This window comes from Duganella sp. P38, assembly GCF_050859475.1.
Taxonomy (GTDB): domain Bacteria; phylum Pseudomonadota; class Gammaproteobacteria; order Burkholderiales; family Burkholderiaceae_D; genus Rugamonas.
Map to the genome: position 1 here is coordinate 4,405,057 of NZ_CP193936.1, position 19,507 is coordinate 4,424,563.

Below are 19,507 nucleotides of genomic sequence, written 5' to 3' on the forward strand. Positions count from 1 at the left end.
GCGCAATTATTAGCACTCAAACTATGCAATTTGGCTATAGTCATACGATGTCATATGAGTATAATTGCGAATGCTTCTCAATTACAATTAAATCACATGACCACGACACCTACCCTGATTCTCGCCCTCGGCGCCCTCGCCCAGTTCACCCAGTACGCCCATGCCGCCGACGATGCCGATCCGGCGCCGCAAGTGGTGGAGATTTCCGGCCAGCGCGCCGAAGGCGTCGGCTATGGCGCCCGCAACGCCAGCAGCACCAAGTCTGAGCTGTCGCTGCTGGAAACGCCGCAGTCGATCAGCGTGCTGACGCGCGACCTGCTCGACGCCCGCGCCGTCACCACCCTCAACGAAGCGCTGCAAACCAGCGCCGGCGTCACGGCCGGCAACTGGGGCCGGCGCGGCTGGGACGACTTCATCATTCGCGGCCAGCGCGCTTCCGAGTCGCTATACATCGACGGATTGAAGCGCGGCCAGAACCAGTGGGTCGGGCAGGACGTGTTCGGCGTCGAACGCATCGAGATCCTCAAGGGGCCGGCGTCGATCAACTTCGGCATGGTGCAGCCGGGCGGGCTGGTGAACATGGTCAGCAAACGCCCGCGCGCCGAAGCGTTCGCCGAGATCGGCGCCACCTACGGCAGCAACGACTTCAAGCAGCTGGACTTCGACATCGGCCGTCCGCTGTCGGACAACGGCAAGGCGGCCGTGCGCATCAACGGCATGTGGTCGGACCAGGATGACCCGCTGGATTATGTGTACTTCAAGAAGCGCTACATCGCGCCATCGGTGTCGCTGGACCTGGGACCGGACACCGACTTCACCATCCTGTCCTCCTACGCCGAGCGCGAATACCTGCGCAGCCAGGGCGCGCCGCTCAAGGGCACGCTGCTGCCGAACAAGAACGGCGCCTTCAACCGCGACCAGTTCACAGGCGAGCCGGGCTTTGGCCCCTACAACTCGCGCCAGGCGGCGCTCGGCTATAGCCTGACGCACCGCTTCGGCGACGGCTGGAAACTGGCGCAGAACTTCCGCTTCCAGCAGTTCGACATGGACGGCCGCTTCGTTTCGCTGGGCGCGCTGGCCGCCGACGAGATGACGCAGGCGCGCAGCGGCTCGATTCAGGACGTGCAGGGCATCAACCGCGCGCTGGACACGTATGTGGAGCGCGCCTTCGACCTCGGCGGCCAGCGCCACACCGTCATGGCCGGCCTCGACCTGAACGACGACCAGGTGCGCAACGGCGCCACCAGTTGCCGCATCGCCGCGCTGAACCTGTACGCGCCAAGCTACTACCAGCCTTACACCTGCAACGCCACGCGCAACAGCCAGAACACCACCACGGTGACTTACGCGGCGCTGTACCTGCGCGACCAGATCGCGCTCAGCGACCAGCTGAACCTGAGCCTGTCGGCGCGGCACGACCGCAGCAAGAACAAGCTGTACAACGAGCTGACCAACCGCACCACCGCGCAGCGCAACAACGCCACCACCGGCAGCGCCGCCTGCTCTACCGACTGACGCCGAACGTGTCGCCGTACATCAGCTATGCCACGTCGTTCCTGCCGGTCAGCGGCGCTGATTTCTTCGGCGCGCAGTTCAAGCCGGAGGAAGGCAAGCAGGCCGAGGTCGGCGCCAAGTTCGAGTTCGACCACGGCCGCATCACCGGCGCCGTCGCGCTATACGATTTAAAGCGCCAGAACGTCACCACCGCCGATCCGGACCCGGCCCACATCGCCGTCCTGCCCAGCGCGCAGGTGCAGACCGGCGAGGAGCGCACCAAGGGCTTCGAGGCCGAACTGAACGCGGATCTGCGCAACGGCTGGGATGTGCAGGCGGCGCTGTCGCTGATCAATGGCCGCGTTACCGAGGACAATTCGGGCAACGTCGGCAAGCGGCTGCTGAACGTGCCGCGCCAGAGCGCCAGCCTGACCAGCCGCTACCGCTTCCGTGGCGGCGCGCTGCATGGCCTGAGCGCCGGCGCGGGCGTGCGCTACGAAGCCGGGAAGACCGGTCCGGCCGTGTCGTACACGGTGCCGGGCTATACCGCAGTCGATGCCAACCTGGGCTACGATGCCGGCCGCTACCGCGTGACGCTGACGGTCAAGAATCTGTTCGACCGCGATTATTACGCCGGTGTGTTGAGCAACAACGTGCTGCCGCTTGGCGATCCGCGCACGGTGATGCTGCGCGTGGTGGCCAGTTTCTAAGCGCTGCTACAGCCCGGCCGGCGAAACACTCACGTTTTTGACGTTTTCCGGTCGGGCAACGTGGGGAAAAGGCATTATGATCCGGGCTATCCTCAACCCGACGCCTTCCGCCCATGACGCCTGCCCTTGCCGCGCAACGCCGCCTCCGACTGTCCTTGTTGCCTCGCCTGCTGTCACTGGCTTGCGCGACGCTGGCCTTGCACGCCGGCGCGCAGGAACTGGGGATACCGCAGGCGTCTGACGTGCAAAAACAGCAGTCGCGCCAGCAGGTGACGGCGCAGTCGCCGGTGTTTGTGCTGGTCGGCGCGCCGCTGGCCAGCATTGGCAAGCTCAGTGTGTATTCATCGTTCGACGGCATTACCTTCACCCCGCTGGCATCGGAAGCGCTGGGTGCCCTGTCACCGCGAGCGTCGGCAGCCGCGCCACCGGCTGGCTCCAACCGGACGGCGGCGACGCCAGCGTCGGCTACGGAGCCGGCGGTGGGCGACGCCGGCATTGAGGCGTCCATCGTGCGACATGCTGGCCTGTACCATGTCGCCTACGTGCAGGGCGCCGGCATCGTCGTCGCGCGCTCGGCTGACCTGAAGCACTGGCAGCCGCTCGACATTCCTGCCCCCGCCCTGCCCGGCCTGACGCAAGCGTCGACTCCGCGTTGGCTGACCGGCGCCGATGGACAGCCGCAGTTGGCCGTCTCGCTCGCCACACAAGCTGGCGCGCAGACCTACCTGCTCACGCCCAACGCCGATTTCACGCAATGGTCCGCCCCCCGGCGTGCGGACGGTCTGCCTGCCGGCGCGACCATCACACGCATCGACGGTCCGGACGCGGGCCGGGGCGGCGCTGATAGCAGCGCCACGGATGCGCCCAGCCCGGCCGGCGCGAGCCGGCGCGATGCTGATCGCGGCGCTGCGGATGGTTCCAGCCCGGCCGGCGCGGGCTATGTCGCTCTGAGCCGCAATCCCGCCAGTGGCGGTCTGGAGCTGTACCGCGCCGCCACACCGGCCGGCCCGTGGAAGCCCGACGCCTCGGCCAGCCTGTCAACACTGGGCGCCATCAGCGGCGCGCCGGCCCTGGTCAAGCTGCCCAGCGGCGGCTGGCGCCTTTACGCCAACGACAGCGACGGCCGCCGACTCTGGTACGCCGACAGCACCGACAACCTGCGCACCTGGAGCGGCAAAACCCAGGTCGGCGGCATCTCCGGCACCGTCCGCCACGTCTCGGTCCTGCTGGACGACCGCCATGCCTACACCACCGCCACCAAACCCAAAGGCCAAGCCCGCAAAGTCAGCTGGGACGAACACTCGCTGATGGTCGACGGCAAGCGCATCGTCGTCTGGTCCGGCGAAATCCACCCGTTCCGCCTGCCCAGCCCCGCCCTCTGGCGCGACGTCATCCAGAAAATGAAAGCGCTCGGCTTCAACGGCGTCGCCTTCTACTTCGACTGGGGCTACCATTCGCCGGCCCCGGCGTGTACGACTTCAACGGTGTGCGCAACGTCGAACGCGCGATCGACATCGCCGAAGAAGAAGGCATGTACGTCATCGCCCGCACCGGCCCCTACGTCAACGCCGAACTGACCGGCGGCGGCTACCCCGGCTGGATGTTCCGCAACAAGGCCGAAGCCCGCACCGACGACCCGGTCTACCTGGCCGCCGCTGACGAATGGATGACGCAAATAAACGCCATCATCGCCCGCCACCAGATCACCGACGGCGGCGGCAACGTCATCGCCTATCAGCTGGAAAACGAACTGGGCAAGGTGGAACCGAAACACGTGCGCCAGATGGAACACCTGGCCAGGAAAGCCCGCGCCGACGGCATCACCGTCCCCTTCTTCCACAACGCCGCCGGCCGCCTACCCGACTGGACACCGCCCGGCTCCAGCGCGCCATGGGCCAATCCCGGCCCCACCGACATCTACGCCTTCGACGGCTATCCCGGCGGCAGCTGCAACGTCTTTGCCGATCCGTCCGGCCCGAACCGGGCGCCCGACTGGGGCATCTATGGCAAGCCCGGCTTCAAGGCCGGATCGCTGTCGTCGCCGAAAACGCCCGGCTTCGCGGCCGAACTGGGCGGCGGCTGGTTCGACTACTGGGGTTCCAACGGCACCTACAACTGCACCGCCGAGCGCCAGGGCGCCGGCTACCAGCGCGTGTTCTACGGCACCAACCTGATCAACCGCATCACCATCCACAACGTCTACATGACGTTCGGCGGCACCTCGTGGGGCTGGCTGGGCGGGCCGGTGGTCTACACCTCGTACGACTACGGCGCGCCGATCTCGGAGGACCGCGGCCTGCGCCCGAAAGCGCTGGCGCTCAAGCAGCAAGGCATGTTCGTGCAGGCCGCCGAAGCCGCGCTGGCACAGATGGACAAAGGGCCTGCGATCCGGGCCTCGTCGCCCAACGTCAAGGTTTACCACAACATCAATCCGACGCTGGGCGCCCACATCCTGTTCGCCGTGCACAGCCCATCCGACCTGCTGAGCGACGATCGCTTCACCTTCGACCTGGAAACCCGCGAGCGCCGCTACACCATCCCGCTGCGCCTCAACGGCCAGGACGCCAAAATGCTGCTGGCCTCGTACACGCTGGAGCGCCAGCATCTGGTGTACTCCACCTCGGAACTGCAAACCCACTTCCGCAACGGCGCGCGCGACCTCGCCCTGCTGCACGGCCGCGACGGCGAAGATGGCGAAACCGTGCTGCGCTACACCAGCGCGCCGCAAGTCGAGGTGCTGGCCGGCAAAGTCAGCGCCAGTTATGACGCCGCCAGCGGCGACCTCAAGCTAAGCTACGTCCACGACGGCCTGGCGCGCGTACGCATCAGCGGCGGCGGCAAAGCGCCGCTGCTGTTGCTGATCGCCGACAACAAGAACAGCCTCAACTTCTGGACCCAGCAAACTCCTGCCGGCCAGGTGCTGCAACTGACACCGGCACTGGTGCGCGGCGCCACGCTGGCCAACGGCACGCTGGCGCTGAGCGGCGACACCTCGGCCGCCAGCACACTGGAGATCTGGGGCCCATCGTTCAGCAACGCCAGCTTCAATGGCAACAGCCTGACGCTGAGCGCGCAGCCGGACGGCAGCTACCGCAGCGCGCCGCTCGCCGGCCCGGACGCCGTGCGCCTGCCCGACCTGGGCCGCGCCACGTGGTTGCGCCGCGCCGACAGTCCCGAGGCCCAGCCCGGCTTCGACGACAGCCACTGGATCCGGGTCGACACCCGCGCCTCGGCCGCGCAAACCTGGACCATGCCCGAGCGCGGCCAGCCGACGCTGGCGATGAGCGACTACGGTTTCCATCACGGCGACGTCTGGTACCGCGGCCGCGTCACCATCACCGATCCGAAAACCAACCAGCTGGAACTGTTCTACGGCGCCGGCGGCGCCGGCATGCTGCAGGTCTGGATCGATGGCCGCTACGTCGGCCAGCACGAACTGGACACCGGCCGCTCGTTCCCCGAAACCACCGACAGCGTCAAGCTGGCGCTGGGCCAGCTCACGCCGGGCCAGCACCTCATCGCCGTCATGGTGCGCAACAATTCGCACAACTGGAACCTGATGGCCGACGACTACCACCGCGAGGCGCGCGGCCTGATCTCGGCCTCGCTGACCGCGAAAGGCGGCCGGCGCTTCGCGGTGCCGGTGGCCTGGCGCATCCAGGGCGCGCGCGGCGGCGAAACGCCGACCGACATCGCGCGCGGCCCGCTCAACAACGGCGGCCTGTATGGCGAGCGCGAAGGCTGGCAGCTGCCTTCCGCGCCGCCGCAAGGCTGGCGCGCCGCGCGCCCGACCGACGCGCCGCCGGCGCCCGGCACCTACTGGCTGCGCACCGAGTTCACGCTGGACCTGCCGCTGCGGCACGACGTGCAACTGGGCCTGGCCTTCGGCGACACCACGCAGCCGCGCTCGGAGCGCGAAAACCGCGCGCTGATCTTCGTCAACGGCTGGAACATGGGGCAGTTCATCGCCCACATCGGCCCGCAGCGCACCTTCGTCATTCCGCCCGGCATCCTCAACCCGAACGGCCGCAACACCATCGCGCTGGCGGTCACCACCGACGGCAAGGCGGACAACGCGCTAGAGCCGGTACGGCTGGTCAACCTGCGCACCGCGCGCGGCGGCGTACCGCTGGAAATGGTGGCGGCGCCGCAGTAAAATCGGCCGCATGAACTCTGAAAAACTCGCCCTGCTGCTGACGCGCGAAATGCCCTATGGAAAATACAAGGGCCGCAAGATCGCTGACCTGCCCGGTCATTACCTGGGCTGGTTCGCGCGCGAAGGATTTCCTTCCGGCGAGCTGGGCGGCCTGATCGCGCTGATGTACGAACTCGACCATAACAACCTGCGCATGCTGCTCGATCCCCTGAGGCAAGCACAGCGACAACAGTGACGTCACGGCAATGCAAACACGTGTATAAATACGTTATTGCATTGTTTAGGAGAACGTCATGAGCGCGCACCCGCCCGGCTGCACCTGCTTCATCATTCCACCCAAGATGCTGCGCAAGCTGGCCGAGCAGACCGGCGACGCCAGCGAGCGTCATTGCCTGCTCGATGCGGCCGAGATTTCCGCCCACCTGCGCGGCCAGCGCTCGGTCGCGCCGGTGGTGCTCGGCATCGCCGCGGCCGCTGCCGGCGAAAAAAGCCGCAACGTCTACGATGCGCAAAACAAGTCCGCGCTGCCGGGCAAGCTGGCGCGCGGCGAAGGCGGCAAGGCCGTCACCGATGCCGCCGTCAACCAGGCTTACGACGGCGCGGGCGCCACCTACGATTTTTACCGCGAAGTGCTGAAGCGCAATTCGATCGACGGCAAGGGCATGCGCCTCGACTCCACCGTGCACTACCAGACCCGCTTCAACAACGCCTTCTGGAACGGCCAGCAGATGGTCTACGGCGACGGCGACGGCAAGCTGTTCCTCGGCTTCACCGGCGCGCTGGACGTCATCGCCCACGAGCTGACGCACGGCGTGACGCAGTACGCCGTGCCCGGCGGCCTGGTGTACGAAGACCAGAGCGGCGCGCTCAACGAGTCGATCTCGGATGTCTTCGGCAGCGTGGTCAAGCAGTGGACGCTGAAACAAAACGTCGAACAGGCGGACTGGCTGATCGGCGCCGGCATCATGGCGCCGACGGTCGGCAAGGCGCTGCGCTCGATGGCCGATCCGGGCAACCAGGCGCTGACCTGGTCGGGCGACGACCAACCGAAAAATATGTCAGGCTATGTGGAAAACGGCGATGTGCACACCAACTCCGGCATCCCCAACCACGCCTTCTACGCGGCCGCCATCGCGCTCAAGGGCAATAGCTGGGACAAGGCCGGGCCGATCTGGTACAAGGCGCTTGGCCTGCTGACGCCCAACGCCACGTTTGCCGACATGGCCAAGGCGACGTCGGAATCGGCCGCGCTGCTGTATGGCGCGGACTCGGCCGAGCAGCACGCGGTGCTGGCGGCATGGAAAGTGGTTGGCGTGAGCGTGAGCTAAAGGAAGCACCATGCGCTTGATTTTGAAATGCACCGGCGGCTTCGCCGGACCGGCCGGGGCGCAAACGCGCACCGTCGATCTGGCGCAGCTGCCGCCGGAACAGGCCAGCCAGCTGGAGCAGTTGCTGCAAGCCAGCAGCTTCTTTACGCTGCCGCCCAAGCTGGTCAAGCCGGCGCCCAAGTCGTGGGACTTCAAGTACCAGCTGGAGGTCGACGACGGCGCCGCCGCCCACTGCGTGGTCTACCACCTCGACGAGGCGTCGCCGCCGCTGAAGGCGCTGACCGAAAAGCTCAACGATGAGGTGGAGCCCGACTAGACCGCCAGCAAGCGCTGCAGCTCGCCGCTGGCGATCAGCTGTTGCAGCTCGCTGGCGCCGCCGATCAGCGTGCCGTTGACGAAGATCATCGGGAAGGTCGACCAGCCGCTCCACAGCTTGAGCGCCAGGCGCGGCCGCCATTGCGAGAAGTAATTGCCATAGCTGAGATAGGTGTACGGCGTGCCGTGCGCCTCCAGCATCTTGCGCGCCTTGGCCGGGAACGGATTCAGGCCCATGCCGACCACCACCACCGGGTTGGCGGCAATGGCGGCCTGGACCTCGGCCACCAGCGCCGGATGATTGTTTTCGATCTGCGCCAGCGCGGCGGGATGGATATGGGCCTGGTCCAGGGTGTTGCGAGTCATTATTGCCTTAGAAATTGAGTTTGGAAATCTTCGTGCCTTCGAGATTCAGGTTGGCCATCAGCCCGGCGTTGGTCAGCACAAAGCCCTGAATCGGATTGTTGGCGGTGGCGGTATCGATCTCGCCGTTGGCGCCCACCTTGATCAGCGCCACCGAGCCGTCGACGCCGGCGGTCCAGCCTTTGCCGCTGCGGAATTTGTCGAGCGCCTCGCGGCTCATGAACAGCAGCACCACCGCCTTCGACTGGGCGCCGGCCTGGAAGCCTACCGACAGCGAGGCAACGCTGTAATAATCGACCGCCTGGCCGCCGGTGCGCAGCACGCCCTTGCCGTATTCGCCGCCGACCACCAGGCCGGCCGCCACCACGTTCGGGAACACCAGCACGCCGTTGGCCTTGCGCACCAGCTCGCGCGAACCCGGCACTTCCTTGTACAGGCGCTCCAGCGTGTTATAGGCGCCCTGCTCGATCTCAGTCTTGACCGCCGCCGGGCTGGGCTTGCCCTCGCCGGTGGTGGTGGTGCAGCCGGTCATCGCCAGGCCGGCGCAAGCCAGCGCCATGGCGGCAAAAGTGTGTTTTAGCATGGAAGTCTCCTTGGATGGATGAAAACAGACCATTCTGTCAGCCTGTAACATAGCACGCTATCTGTCTTCGCTGACGCACTGCTCAGCGGTTGGAGAACGCCAGGCGTTTTCCCTCGCGCAGCATGGCGGCAAATTCCGCCGCCGGTACCGGCTGGCTGAACAGGTAGCCCTGCAACTGGTCGCAGCCCAGTTCGCGCAGGAAGCTCATCTGCTCGGCCGTCTCCACGCCCTCGGCCACGATTTCCTGGCGCAGCTGCTGCGCCATGGTGACGATGGCGCGCGCGATGGCGCAGTCGTTTTCCTCATACGGCAGGCCGATGACGAAGGCGCGGTCGATCTTCAGCGTGCTGATCGGGAACTTCTTCAGGTAGGCCAGGCTCGAATAGCCGGTGCCGAAGTCGTCCAGCGCCAGCGCCATGCCCATCGCCACCAGCTCGTTCATGATGGCGATGATTTTGTCGGTGCCGCGCACCAGCAGGCTTTCGGTGATCTCCAGGTTGATCTGGTCCGGCTGCACGCCGTACTTTTCCAGCACCGCCGCGATGCGCCGCGGCAGGTCGCTGTCGAACTGGCGCGCCGACAGGTTGACCGCCACCGGCGGCATGATCAGGTTGGCCTCGCGCCAGGCGCTGATCTGGCGGCAGGCTTCCTCCAGCACCCAGGCCCCCAGATCGTGGATCAGGCCAGTCTCCTCGGCGACCGGGATGAACACGCCCGGCGACACCAGCCCGCGCAGCGGATGCTTCCAGCGCAGCAGCGCCTCGGCGCCGACGATGCGGCCGCTGCGCAGGCTGACCTTGGGCTGGTAGTACAGCTGCAGCTGGTGCTGCTGCAAGGCCTGGCGCAGCTCGCTCTCGATGCGCAGGTGCTCCTTGGCGCGCTGGTTCATCTCCTCGCTGTAGAACAGGAAGTTCGATTCGATGCTTTGCGCCGCCTTGGCCACCGCCACGTCGGCGTAGCGGATCAGGGTCGGGACGTCGGCGCCGTCCTCGTTGTAGACGGTGATGCCGACGTGGGCGCCGACTTGCAGGCTGTGGGCGGCGATCAGGATCGGCGCGGCCAGCGCGGCCAGCAGCTTTTCGGCGACGATGCCGGCGTGCTCGCGCTTTTCCACGTGCAGCAGCGCGACGGCGAAACGGTGGCCGTCCAGCCGCGCCAGCACATCGCCCTCGCGCAGCGTCTGGCGGAACACGCGGCCGATCTCGCACAGCAGCTCGTTGCCGATCTCGTGGCCCAGCGTGTCGCTGATGGCGCCGATGCGGGTGATCTCCACCACCAGCAGGGCGCCGTGCTGGCCGGAGCGCCGCGTCTCGGCCAGCGCCTGCCCCACCAGCGTGGTCAGCAGGCACAGGTTCGGCAGCCCGGTCAGCGGATCGTAATTGGCCATGCGCTGCATGCGCGCCTCGGCGTCCTTGTGCACGCTGATGTCGGAGAACAGCGAGAACGTGTGGCTGATCTTGCCGCTCTGGTCGCGCACTGCGCTGATCGTCACCGACTGCGGGAACAGCTCGCCGTTCTTGCGCTTGCCGATGATCTCGCCGCGCCAGGCGCCGCCGCCCTGCATGGCGTGGCGCACCTTGGCGCGGAAGTCGGCGTCGTGCACGCCCGAGCGCAGCAGGTCGGCGGTCTTGCCGAGCGCCTCGGCCGGCGTGTAGCCGGTGATGCGCGTAAACGAGGAGTTGATCGAGATGATGCGTTCGTGGGCGTCGGTGATCAGCACGCCCTGCTCGCTGTCTTCGATGATGCGCGTGTGCAGGTGCACCTTGTCCTGGTCCGACAGCGCCTCGTTGGCTTCGGCCACCTGCACCAGCATGCCGAGCGGATCGCCGGCGGCGTCGTGGCGCAGGGCGATGTCGAGCTGCACCCAGATGATCTCGCCGTCCTTGCGGCGCCGGCGCACCTCGGTCAGCGCGGCCGAGGCGCCGGGCCGGTGCTCGAAGAACAGTTCGGCGATGTTGGCGTCGTCGTCGCCGCCGGCGTACAGGAACAGCACGTGCTGGCCGATCACCTCGGCCGCGGCGTAGCCGAACAGCTGCTGCGCGCCGTCGCTCCAGGCGGTGATGTAGCCGGCCAGGTCCAGCTCGAAGGTGGCGCCCGGATGCACCACGGCCGGCATGTCGGCCGGCTTGATGGCCGCGCGCGCCAGCTTCAGCGCCGCCTCCAGTTCGTCCAGCGTTTTAGCCAATGCCGCGCCGTGCTCGCCACGCGCGCGGCGGCTCAGTTCGAAGCAAAGCTCCAGCGCATTAACCATGAGCGCCGCCCGTCTTGCCGGCGGTGACGCCCTGCATCCACAGATAGGCATCGATCAGGATGCGGTTGAAGCTGGCGCTGTCGATCTGCAGCGCCGACAGGCAGTCGCCGAGGCAGCCGCAGTCGCCGCGCTCGGCGGCCTCGACCACGCACAGCAGCTGGCCCAGCTCGCCCTCGTGCGCCAGCAGCGCCTGGTGCACCGCCGGGCTGATGGTCAACGGCTTGAGCACGTCCTCCAGCGGCATGCCGAACAGCGCGCCCAGCAGCGAAAACATGCCGACCATGAACGCCTGCTCCTGGTGCAGCTTGTCCTCGCCGTTGGCCTTGGACAGCAGTTCCATCGTGCGCGCCCGCACCGCCACGCGCGACAGCAGCATGGCCGCGCGCGGGTCGCCCTCGCGCGACGAGAACAGCATCAGGTTGAGCCAGCGGCGCAGCTGTGCACGGCCGAGAATCAGGATCGCTTGCGAAAAACTGGTGACGCGGCGGCCGGCGCCGATGCCCAGCGAATTCACCAGCCGCAGCAGGTGGTACGACAGCGTCGGGTCATGCCGCAGCAGCGCTTCGATTTCGTGGGTGTCGGCGTCGGCGGACACCAGTTGCACCAGCCGCAGCGCCAGCGCGCGCGACGCCGCCTGCGTGCCGACCGGCTTCGGCGGCGCGGCAAGGAACCAGTCGCCCTCGATCCACTGCACGGTGGGCGGCAGCTGCGTTGGCAGTCCGGCATCGGCGCGGTGCACTTGCGCGGCCAGCAGCGGCCGCCAGCCGGCGTGCGTCAGCGCCTGCTGGAGTTGCTCATCGGCGCCGGGCCGATAGAAGCACGCCATGCTGCCGCCGGCCAATTCTTCAAGTAGCTTCAGCGGCGCCGCGGGCGCGACGTCCAGCAGCAATGCCGCCGGGCTGCCGTGACGGTCAGCCAGGGGATGCAAAAACAGCGGCGGCACGGCGGTGAACGCGGTCATGAAAAATTTTTCCGGCAGGAGGGACGTTCAATGATCCTGCTATGTTGCACGAAACTATTGAGCTTGGTCAACATTATGATGTGGCAGCTGGCTGATCAGCCGCTCGAACAGGCCCGGCTGGCGCATGCGGTTGCTCCACCAGTTCAGCGCGGCGCCGTTCTCGCCGCTGCGCCAGGCCAGGTAGAAAGTCTCGGCCGGCTTGGGTTCCTCGACCTGCTTCTCCACCAGCAGGCCGGCGGCTATGGCGGCGCGCGCGCACGGTTCGGGCAGGAAGCCGAAGCCCATGCCGGCAATCTGGTACTGGAACTTGGTCTTCATGTCGGGCACGGTCAGCGTGTCCTGCCCCAGCAACAAGCCGACCGTGCGCGGGGCCATCTGGCGCGCGGAGTCGGCCACGCTGACGGCGCGATAGTGTTGCAAATGCGTGCGGCCCAGCTTGTCCTGGACAGCGGCCAGCGGATGCGACGGCGCCACCGCGAACACAAAGTCCAGCTTGCCGATCGGCTCGGACACATAGCCGCCGCCGGCCGGGCCGTCACCGGCCGCGCCCACCAGAATATCGGCGCGGCGCTGCAGCAGCGCTTCCCAGGTGCCGGACAGCGCTTCCTGCACGATGCGCAGGCGGGTCTGCCTGGCAACCTCGTAGAAGGCCGGCACATCGTCATGGAACAGGCACGGCGAAAACATCGAGTCCATGCCGACCGCCAGCTCGGTCTCCCAGCCGGACGCGACACGGCGCACGCGATGCTCGAGGTCCTGCGCCGCCTTCAGCAGGTAGCGCCCCTCTTTCAGCAGCTCGGCGCCGGCGGCGGTCAGCTCCACGCGCGGGCCATTGCGCTCGAACACCTGCACGCCGAGGTCGTCTTCGAGCTTGCTGACGGTGTAGGAGATGGTCGATGGCACGCGGTGCAATTCCTTGCCGGCGGCGGAGAAGGAACCGCGCCGGTCGATGGCGTCCACGATTTGCAGGGCTTCAAGGCTTAATCTGAGCATTCGATTTTTTCGACAATAGGAGGGTAATTTTTCCGTTTTTTTATTTCGAATCAGGGGTCTACAATGTGATTCATGGATGCAGCGATACGAAAGCGGTTCACGAAAAACACTTTCAAAATTATCGCACATTAACCCAATCAAAAAGAAATGGAGCTCATCATGTTGCAAGTACGTCATTCTGATTCCCGCGGTAAAGCTAACCACGGCTGGCTGGATTCCAAACACAGCTTCTCGTTCGGCCACTATCACGATCCCGAGCACGTCGGCTTCGGCCCGCTGCTGGTGATCAACGAGGACCAGGTGCAAGGCAGCCAGGGCTTCGGCACCCACGGCCACCGCGACATGGAAATCATCTCGTATGTGCTGAGCGGCGCGCTGGAACACAAGGACAGCATGGGCACCGGTTCGGTGCTGCACTACGGCGACGTCCAGCGCATGAGCGCCGGCACCGGCGTGCGTCACAGCGAGTTCAACCATAACCGCGATGAAGTCGTGCACTTCCTGCAAATCTGGATTCAGCCTAACCAGATCGGCATTCCGCCTAGCTACGAGGAGAAAAACTTCTCGCCAGAAAGCAAAAAAGGCAAACTGGCGCTGATCGCCTCGAACGATGGCCGCAATGGTTCGGTGCTGATCCACCAGAACGCAGAACTGTACGCCTCCATCATGGACGAAGGCGACAGCCTGAAGCATGAGCTGAAGGAAGGCCGGATTGGCTATGTACATCTGATCCGCGGTGCGGTAACCGTCAACGGCGTCCACCTGAAAGCCGGCGACGCGCTGAAGCTGACCGATGAGCCGCTGGTGACGCTGAACCAGGCCGAGGAAGCCGAACTGCTGCTGTTCGACCTGCCTAAACAGTAACCCGCCATTCCCGCGCAGGCGGGAATCCATGGCGCGCCGGCATTGCAGATGCAGCATGGGTTCCCGCCTGCGCGGGAATGACGGTCGAGGGGCGGCTCAAAACATTTCCGCCAGTTTTGGTATCATGAAGGGCGCGCCGGGTCTGTTGGAACAGCCCGGCGCGCCTTTTTACATCAGATGAATAGAATAAAGAGCAAAACCATGTCGCAGAGCGCAGAAATCCCGTCCCAGGACGAACTGAACTACGTCACCTCCTGCGCCCTGCCTACACCCTGGGCCCAGTTCACGCTGCACGCTTTTGTCGAGAAGGCCACCGGCAAGGAACACCTGGCGATGGTGCTGGGCGATATCGGCGACGGCCAGCCGGTGCTGGCGCGCGTCCACTCGGAATGCCTGACCGGCGACGTGCTGTTCTCGCAACGTTGCGACTGCGGCGCCCAGCTCGAGGGCGCGCTGAAGAAGATCGCCGACGAGGGCCGCGGCGTGCTGCTCTATCTGCGCCAAGAAGGCCGCGGCATCGGCCTGGTCAACAAGATCCGCGCCTATCGCCTGCAAGAGGCCGGCGCTGACACGGTGCAGGCCAACGAACAGCTCGGCTTCAAGCCGGACCAGCGCACTTATGGCCTGGTCAAGCCCATGCTGGAACAGTTCAACGTGAAAAGCCTGCGCCTGATGACCAATAATCCGCGTAAGATCAACGCCATGACGAATCTGGGCGTTGAGGTGGCCGAGCGCGTGCCGCTGCTGGTCAACCGCAATGCCTTTAACCAGTATTATCTGGATACCAAGGCCGCCAAGCTGGGCCACATGATGACGCCGCTGACCCCGGCGCCGGTGGAGGATGGTGCGCTGTAACATTGTTTTAAGGACTGCATGAAAGTCACCAAGCTCGCCAGCACTCTTGCATTAACCTGGGCCTGCGCAGGCGTCGCGCTGGCGGCGCCCGACCCGGCCACTACGACACAGCCCGCCCCGCCGGCCGCGCGCGCCACGCCAGCCGCCCCCGCCACGACACCGCACGGCGCTAAAGCCGCTGCGACGACGCCGCCCGCAGCGAACCGGCCGGCAGCAGGCACAACGCCGCCCGCCGCCGCCGCGCCGGGCGCCACCCAAGGCGCCGCTGCGCCGCACGGCGCCCACGACGCTGCCGGCACGGACGCCGCCGACGCTGCCGACGGCGCGCCGCTGCCGCCGCCGTCGAGCGCCGCCCAGCACCTGTATGCCGCTGCCAAGAACGACATCCTGCAAGTGCGCTCGCTGCTGAAAAGCGGCCGCACGCAATCGTCGGTCGGTTCCGGCTTCCTGATCGGCACCAGCAACCTGGTGCTGACCAACTACCACGTGGTGTCGCAGTTCGCGCTCGACCCCGACACCTACATCGGCGAATGGGTCGATACCAGCGGCCAGCGCGGCAATGTCGAACTGCTGGCGGTCGACGTGCTGCACGACCTCGCCGTGCTGCGCGTCAACCGCAACGGCACCGGCTTTTTCAAGATGCCGGAAAAGCTCGCGCGCCTGACGCAGGGCCAGTACCTGTACTCGATGGGCAACCCGCTCGACCTCGGCTTCGCCATTTCCGAAGGCGCCTACAACGGCGTCATCACGCGCAGCTTCTACGACCAATTGATGTTCACCGGCCCGATCAACTCCGGCATGAGCGGCGGCCCCAGCGTGACCGCCGACGGCTCGGTGGCCGGCGTCAACGTCTCCAAGCGCCTAGACGGCGAACTGGTCAGCTTCCTGGTGCCGGCCCGCTACGCCCAGGACCTGCTGAAGAAAGTCGACGCCCAGCGCAAAGCGCCAACCGACTTCACCGCCGTGGTGGCCGGCCAGTTGTTGTCGCACCAGAGCGCGATGGTCAACCAGTTACTGTCGAGCCCGCTGAGCCTGAAGCCGATGGGCCCATACCAGGTGCCGGTGCGCGAATCCGAACAGATGCGCTGCTGGGGCCGCTCAAACGTCAAGGCCGACAAGCCCTTCAGCGTCGACGACGCCAGTTGCGCGATGGAGTCGGCGATCTTCGTCAACGGCTCGCTGCAGACCGGCCAGATCGCCATTCGCCACCAGTTCCTGCGCAGCACCGGCCTCGACCAGCTACGCTTTGCGCAACTGGCCAGCGCCTCGTTCAAGAACGAACACTTCGGCAGTAACAAGGACTCGCGCCTGACCGGCCCCAACTGCACCGAAAGCTTCGTCAAAAACAAGACGCTGCCGCTGCGCGCCGTGCTGTGCGTCCGGGCCTACCGCAAGTTCGCCGGCCTGTACGATTTCGCGCTGCTGACTGCCAGCACCGACCAAGGCCTGATGAGCCTGCAAAGCCGGCTCGACGCGCGCGGCGTCTCGTATGACAACGGCATGCGCCTGTCGCGCGTGTTCCTCGACTCGCTGTCGCTGGCGCCGGCTCCGACCGCGGCGAAGAAAGGCGGCGTGCAATGAAAGCGCCCTACTTCGTCGAAATCCTCGCGCGCAATGGCGACGTGCTGCACCGGCACAAGGTGGCCGCGCTGCCGATCCGCATCGGCCGCAGCTACGACAACGACATCATCCTGGACGACGCCCACAGCGCGGCCAGCCACGCCGTGGTCGAAACGGACCAGCACAACCAGGTGGTGCTGCGCGACCTGGGCAGCAAGAATGGCACCATCTACAGGGGCCGCCGCCAGACCAGCATGACGCTGGACGGCGACGCCGTGGTACGCCTCGGCCACACGCGGCTGCGCGTGCGCGGCGCCGACTTTCCGGTCGCGCCGGAAATCGCCGACACCACCATGCACGGCTGGGAGGGCGCCACGCCGGCCACCATCGGCCTGGCGCTGATTGCGGTATTCAGCTGCTTTGAAACGTGGCTGGGCGACGTCGAGCCGTTCGCGCTGATCCGTTACCTGCTGGTGCTCGCGTCCAGCCTGGCGGGCGCGCTATTGTGGGCGGGCGTGTGGGCGCTGGCCAATCGCCTGTTCGGCAGCCATGCGCGGATGGGACGGCACTTGTTCATTCTCGGCGGCGCGCTGGCGGTGGTCGGCCTGTGGCGGGCGCTGAGTTCGGTGCTGGCGTATGCCTGGTCGGCCGAGTCGCTGACGCGGTATGGCAGCCTGGTCACGCTGGGCATTGCCTGCGCGATGATTTTCTTCCATCTGATTACCATCAAGCCGCATCATCCGCGCCGCTTCCTGATTACCGCCACGGTGATGTTACTGGCCGGCTCCGGCCTGCTGGTGCTGTCCAACCTGCAAACCACCGGCCGCGCGTCGGACGAACTGTATATGTCGGTCTTGCTGCCGCCGGAAGTGCGCCAGAGCGAGGACCGTAGCGTCGACCAGTTCCTGCTCAATGCATCCAGGCTGAAAACCGGCGCCGACGCCGCGCGCACGCAAGCGGTCAAGGACGGCGCGATCGACAGCGACGAAGAAGACGAGGCCAGCGCCGAATAAACCAGCGCCCGCGCCGGCCAGCGGCCTGGCCGGACGCGCCTGGCCGGGATCGGCCCGGCTGACCTGGCATAGGCCGGCGGAGTCGGCAGGCCACGCCGATGCACTGGCAGCAGCAAGCCAGGCCGATGCCGTGGCGCCGGCTGGCGCCTAACTCGGCCAGCCGCGCAACACCTGGTCGACCACCTGCTGCAACTGGCTGCGGGTGGCGCCGGCGGCGGCCTGGACGGCCATGCCGTTGGATACCGTCATCACATAGCGCGCCATCTGGCCGGCGCAAAAGTCGGGCGGCAGATCACCGTCGTCCTTGGCTTGCATAAAACGCTCGCGCAGCCGCATCTCGGCCGCGGCACGCCGTTCAATCAGGGTATTGCGGATCGGCAGCGCATCGTCGCTGCACACCAGCGCGCCGTTGATGACCAGGCAGCCGTGCGGATTCGCCTCCTCCGTCTGCGCATTGGCATTGCCGCGCAAGAAATGCTCAACCACCGCGCGCGCGGTCGGCTGCTCGAGCGCGGCGTCGAACAGCGGGTCGTGCGACGCGCCATAACGCTCCAGCGCCAGCTTGAACAGATTCTCCTTGTTGCCGAACACGGCATACATGCTGGGGCGGTTCATGCCCATGGCCTCGGTCAGCTCTGGCAGCGAGCTGCCTTCGTAGCCCTTCTCCCAGAACACCTTCATGGCCTTTTCCAGCGCCACGTCAGCATCGAAGGTCCGTGGGCGGCCTAATTTTCGCTCTTTCATACCGATCGGTTAAAAATTAATTGACAAAACGCGTTGCTGCACACATTATGAACCGACCAGTAAAAAACTCAAGCTTTTTCAGGACTTTCCATGCAAAACCAAAACACCCAGGCCGCCGTCGCCGACGCGCCGCCAAGCCCTCATCATTCGCCCTGGCCCGGCGTGCTGTCGATCGCCATCGGCGCGTTCGCGCTGGTGACCACCGAGTTCCTGCCGGTCGGCCTGCTGCCGGCCATCGCCGCCGAGCTGGGTGTGACCGAAGGCCTGGCCGGCATGATGGTCACCGTGCCGGGCCTGGTGGCGGCGGTGGCCGCGATTCTGGTCACCGTTGGCATCGGCAAGACCGACCGCCGCTACGTGCTGTGGGGCCTGACCGGCACCATGCTGCTGTCGAACCTGATCGTCGCCTTCTCGGATTCCTTCCCGCTGATCCTGGCCGGCCGCGCGCTGCTGGGTGTGGGTGTGGGCGGCTTCTGGGCGCTCGGCCCGGCGCTGAGCACGCGGCTGGTGCAGCCGGGCCTGGAGCCGAAGGCGCTGTCGATGATTTTTGCCGGCGTCTCGATCGGCACCGTGGCCGGCGTGCCGGCCGGCGCGCTGATCGGCGAACTGTTCGGCTGGCGCACCGCCTTCCACGCCGGCAGCGTGGTGGCCGTGCTGGTGCTGCTGACGCAGATGCGCCTGCCGCCGCCGCTGCCGGCCAAGTCGTCGGTCACCTTCAGCCAGTTGCCGGAACTGCTGCGCGTGCCGAAGGCGCGGCTCGGCATCTTCATCACCATGCTGATCTTCATCGGCCAGTTCTCGGCCTATACCTACATCACGCCGTTCCTCGCGCAAGTGGCGCGGCTGGACGCCAAGACCATCAGCATCCTGCTGCTAGTGTACGGCGCGGCGGGCCTGGCCGGCAACGTAATCGGCGGCAAGATCCTCGCGCGCAGCGTGCAGGCCGGGCTGGTCACCACCGGCGTGGTGCTGGGCCTGTCGACCATTGCCCTGCCGCTGCTCGGTCACGGCCTGATCGGCGCGGCCGTGCTGGTGGTGGTCTGGGGCGTGGCGTTCGGCATGATGCCGATGTCGGTGCAGACCTGGATCTTCCAGGCGGCGCCGCACGCGATGGAGAGCGGCGGCGCGGTCTTCGTCACCACCGCGCAGATCGCGCTGTCCAGCGGCGCGCTGGTCGGCGGCCTGGCGGTCGATCACCTCGGCGTATCAAGCGCCATGGTGGTGGGCGGCGCGCTGGCGCTGTCGATGGCGAGCGTAGCGCTGCTGTGGGCGCGTGACGGCGAGAAGCCGGCGGCCAGGCTGCACGCGGTGCATTAA

The 19,507-nt window shown here is 66.4% G+C and carries 17 protein-coding genes and 1 pseudogene; 12 read left to right on the plus strand and 6 right to left on the minus strand.

The window, feature by feature from the left end; translation table 11 throughout:
* Positions 1-96: 96 nt before the first annotated feature.
* From ACRQ5J_RS20430 to ACRQ5J_RS20460, 7 genes and pseudogenes are all read left to right on the plus strand, one after another.
* Entirely contained in the window at positions 97-1,515 is a 1,419-nt protein-coding gene (locus tag ACRQ5J_RS20430; RefSeq protein ID WP_432379310.1) for a TonB-dependent siderophore receptor, read from the plus strand.
* A gap of 8 nt (positions 1,516-1,523) precedes the next feature.
* Positions 1,524-2,204, plus strand: coding sequence for a TonB-dependent siderophore receptor (locus ACRQ5J_RS20435; RefSeq protein WP_432379312.1), 681 nt, complete (start codon positions 1,524-1,526; stop codon positions 2,202-2,204).
* A gap of 1,307 nt (positions 2,205-3,511) precedes the next feature.
* Positions 3,512-4,470: pseudogene (locus tag ACRQ5J_RS20440) on the plus strand (beta-galactosidase); the annotation flags it as partial.
* Positions 4,471-4,572: 102 nt separating this feature from the next.
* Entirely contained in the window at positions 4,573-6,360 is a 1,788-nt protein-coding gene (locus ACRQ5J_RS20445; protein ID WP_432383700.1) for a beta galactosidase jelly roll domain-containing protein, read from the plus strand.
* A 10-nt stretch (positions 6,361-6,370) separates the two neighbouring features.
* Positions 6,371-6,595 (plus strand): DUF3820 family protein, encoded by a 225-nt coding sequence (locus ACRQ5J_RS20450; protein ID WP_432379313.1) that lies wholly within the window; start codon positions 6,371-6,373, stop codon positions 6,593-6,595.
* A 58-nt stretch (positions 6,596-6,653) separates the two neighbouring features.
* Complete coding sequence (locus tag ACRQ5J_RS20455; RefSeq protein ID WP_432379315.1) at positions 6,654-7,688, plus strand: M4 family metallopeptidase; 1,035 nt, start codon at positions 6,654-6,656, stop codon at positions 7,686-7,688.
* A gap of 10 nt (positions 7,689-7,698) precedes the next feature.
* A complete protein-coding gene (locus tag ACRQ5J_RS20460) occupies positions 7,699-8,004 on the plus strand; it encodes a protealysin inhibitor emfourin (protein ID WP_432379317.1) in 306 nt (101 codons plus the stop codon).
* On the opposite strand, the gene ACRQ5J_RS20465 is transcribed toward ACRQ5J_RS20460, so the two are convergent.
* The 5 genes from ACRQ5J_RS20465 to ACRQ5J_RS20485 form a co-directional block, all read right to left on the minus strand.
* Positions 8,001-8,369: a glutaredoxin domain-containing protein gene (locus tag ACRQ5J_RS20465; RefSeq protein WP_432379319.1), complete on the minus strand. Its 369-nt coding sequence runs from the start codon at positions 8,367-8,369 to the stop codon at positions 8,001-8,003. The genes ACRQ5J_RS20460 and ACRQ5J_RS20465 overlap by 4 nt on opposite strands.
* Before the next feature lie 7 nt (positions 8,370-8,376).
* Complete coding sequence (locus ACRQ5J_RS20470; RefSeq protein WP_432379321.1) at positions 8,377-8,949, minus strand: BPSL1445 family SYLF domain-containing lipoprotein; 573 nt, start codon at positions 8,947-8,949, stop codon at positions 8,377-8,379.
* Between the two features lie 82 nt (positions 8,950-9,031).
* A complete protein-coding gene (locus tag ACRQ5J_RS20475; protein WP_432379323.1) occupies positions 9,032-11,200 on the minus strand; it encodes a putative bifunctional diguanylate cyclase/phosphodiesterase in 2,169 nt (722 codons plus the stop codon).
* Entirely contained in the window at positions 11,193-12,161 is a 969-nt protein-coding gene (locus ACRQ5J_RS20480) for an EAL and HDOD domain-containing protein (protein WP_432379325.1), read from the minus strand. Before ACRQ5J_RS20480 ends, ACRQ5J_RS20475 begins: the two co-directional genes overlap by 8 nt.
* Positions 12,162-12,215: 54 nt before the next feature.
* Complete coding sequence (locus tag ACRQ5J_RS20485; protein WP_432379327.1) at positions 12,216-13,154, minus strand: LysR substrate-binding domain-containing protein; 939 nt, start codon at positions 13,152-13,154, stop codon at positions 12,216-12,218.
* Between the two features lie 159 nt (positions 13,155-13,313).
* Between ACRQ5J_RS20485 and ACRQ5J_RS20490 the strand changes: the two genes are divergently transcribed.
* From ACRQ5J_RS20490 to ACRQ5J_RS20505, 4 genes are all read left to right on the plus strand, one after another.
* Positions 13,314-14,018 (plus strand): pirin family protein, encoded by a 705-nt coding sequence (locus tag ACRQ5J_RS20490; protein WP_432379329.1) that lies wholly within the window; start codon positions 13,314-13,316, stop codon positions 14,016-14,018.
* Positions 14,019-14,219: 201 nt separating this feature from the next.
* A complete protein-coding gene (gene ribA / locus ACRQ5J_RS20495; protein WP_432379331.1) occupies positions 14,220-14,873 on the plus strand; it encodes a GTP cyclohydrolase II in 654 nt (217 codons plus the stop codon).
* Between the two features lie 18 nt (positions 14,874-14,891).
* Positions 14,892-16,454 (plus strand): S1 family peptidase, encoded by a 1,563-nt coding sequence (locus ACRQ5J_RS20500; protein WP_432379333.1) that lies wholly within the window; start codon positions 14,892-14,894, stop codon positions 16,452-16,454.
* Complete coding sequence (locus ACRQ5J_RS20505; RefSeq protein WP_432379335.1) at positions 16,451-17,446, plus strand: FHA domain-containing protein; 996 nt, start codon at positions 16,451-16,453, stop codon at positions 17,444-17,446. Before ACRQ5J_RS20500 ends, ACRQ5J_RS20505 begins: the two co-directional genes overlap by 4 nt.
* 147 nt (positions 17,447-17,593) lie before the next feature.
* Here ACRQ5J_RS20505 and ACRQ5J_RS20510 read toward each other — a convergent pair whose 3' ends face one another.
* On the minus strand, positions 17,594-18,190 hold the full coding sequence (locus tag ACRQ5J_RS20510; protein ID WP_432379337.1) for a TetR/AcrR family transcriptional regulator: 597 nt from the start codon (positions 18,188-18,190) through the stop codon (positions 17,594-17,596).
* A gap of 90 nt (positions 18,191-18,280) precedes the next feature.
* Between ACRQ5J_RS20510 and ACRQ5J_RS20515 the strand changes: the two genes are divergently transcribed.
* Complete coding sequence (locus tag ACRQ5J_RS20515; protein WP_432379339.1) at positions 18,281-19,507, plus strand: MFS transporter; 1,227 nt, start codon at positions 18,281-18,283, stop codon at positions 19,505-19,507.

What these genes read in the sequence shown, in the direction of transcription:
- ACRQ5J_RS20430 (WP_432379310.1), top strand. Translation starts at nt 97, where the DNA reads ATGACCACGACACCTACCCTGATTCTCGCCCTCGGCGCCCTCGCCCAG.
- ACRQ5J_RS20505 (WP_432379335.1), top strand. Translation starts at nt 16,451, where the DNA reads ATGAAAGCGCCCTACTTCGTCGAAATCCTCGCGCGCAATGGCGACGTG.
- ACRQ5J_RS20485 (WP_432379327.1), bottom strand. Translation starts at nt 13,154, where the DNA reads ATGCTCAGATTAAGCCTTGAAGCCCTGCAAATCGTGGACGCCATCGAC.
- ACRQ5J_RS20500 (WP_432379333.1), top strand. Translation starts at nt 14,892, where the DNA reads ATGAAAGTCACCAAGCTCGCCAGCACTCTTGCATTAACCTGGGCCTGC.
- ACRQ5J_RS20470 (WP_432379321.1), bottom strand. Translation starts at nt 8,949, where the DNA reads ATGCTAAAACACACTTTTGCCGCCATGGCGCTGGCTTGCGCCGGCCTG.
- ACRQ5J_RS20510 (WP_432379337.1), bottom strand. Translation starts at nt 18,190, where the DNA reads ATGAAAGAGCGAAAATTAGGCCGCCCACGGACCTTCGATGCTGACGTG.
- ACRQ5J_RS20450 (WP_432379313.1), top strand. Translation starts at nt 6,371, where the DNA reads ATGAACTCTGAAAAACTCGCCCTGCTGCTGACGCGCGAAATGCCCTAT.
- ACRQ5J_RS20460 (WP_432379317.1), top strand. Translation starts at nt 7,699, where the DNA reads ATGCGCTTGATTTTGAAATGCACCGGCGGCTTCGCCGGACCGGCCGGG.
- ACRQ5J_RS20475 (WP_432379323.1), bottom strand. Translation starts at nt 11,200, where the DNA reads ATGGTTAATGCGCTGGAGCTTTGCTTCGAACTGAGCCGCCGCGCGCGT.
- ACRQ5J_RS20490 (WP_432379329.1), top strand. Translation starts at nt 13,314, where the DNA reads ATGTTGCAAGTACGTCATTCTGATTCCCGCGGTAAAGCTAACCACGGC.
- ACRQ5J_RS20465 (WP_432379319.1), bottom strand. Translation starts at nt 8,369, where the DNA reads ATGACTCGCAACACCCTGGACCAGGCCCATATCCATCCCGCCGCGCTG.
- ribA (WP_432379331.1), top strand. Translation starts at nt 14,220, where the DNA reads ATGTCGCAGAGCGCAGAAATCCCGTCCCAGGACGAACTGAACTACGTC.
- ACRQ5J_RS20480 (WP_432379325.1), bottom strand. Translation starts at nt 12,161, where the DNA reads ATGACCGCGTTCACCGCCGTGCCGCCGCTGTTTTTGCATCCCCTGGCT.
- ACRQ5J_RS20515 (WP_432379339.1), top strand. Translation starts at nt 18,281, where the DNA reads ATGCAAAACCAAAACACCCAGGCCGCCGTCGCCGACGCGCCGCCAAGC.
- ACRQ5J_RS20445 (WP_432383700.1), top strand. Translation starts at nt 4,573, where the DNA reads ATGGACAAAGGGCCTGCGATCCGGGCCTCGTCGCCCAACGTCAAGGTT.
- ACRQ5J_RS20455 (WP_432379315.1), top strand. Translation starts at nt 6,654, where the DNA reads ATGAGCGCGCACCCGCCCGGCTGCACCTGCTTCATCATTCCACCCAAG.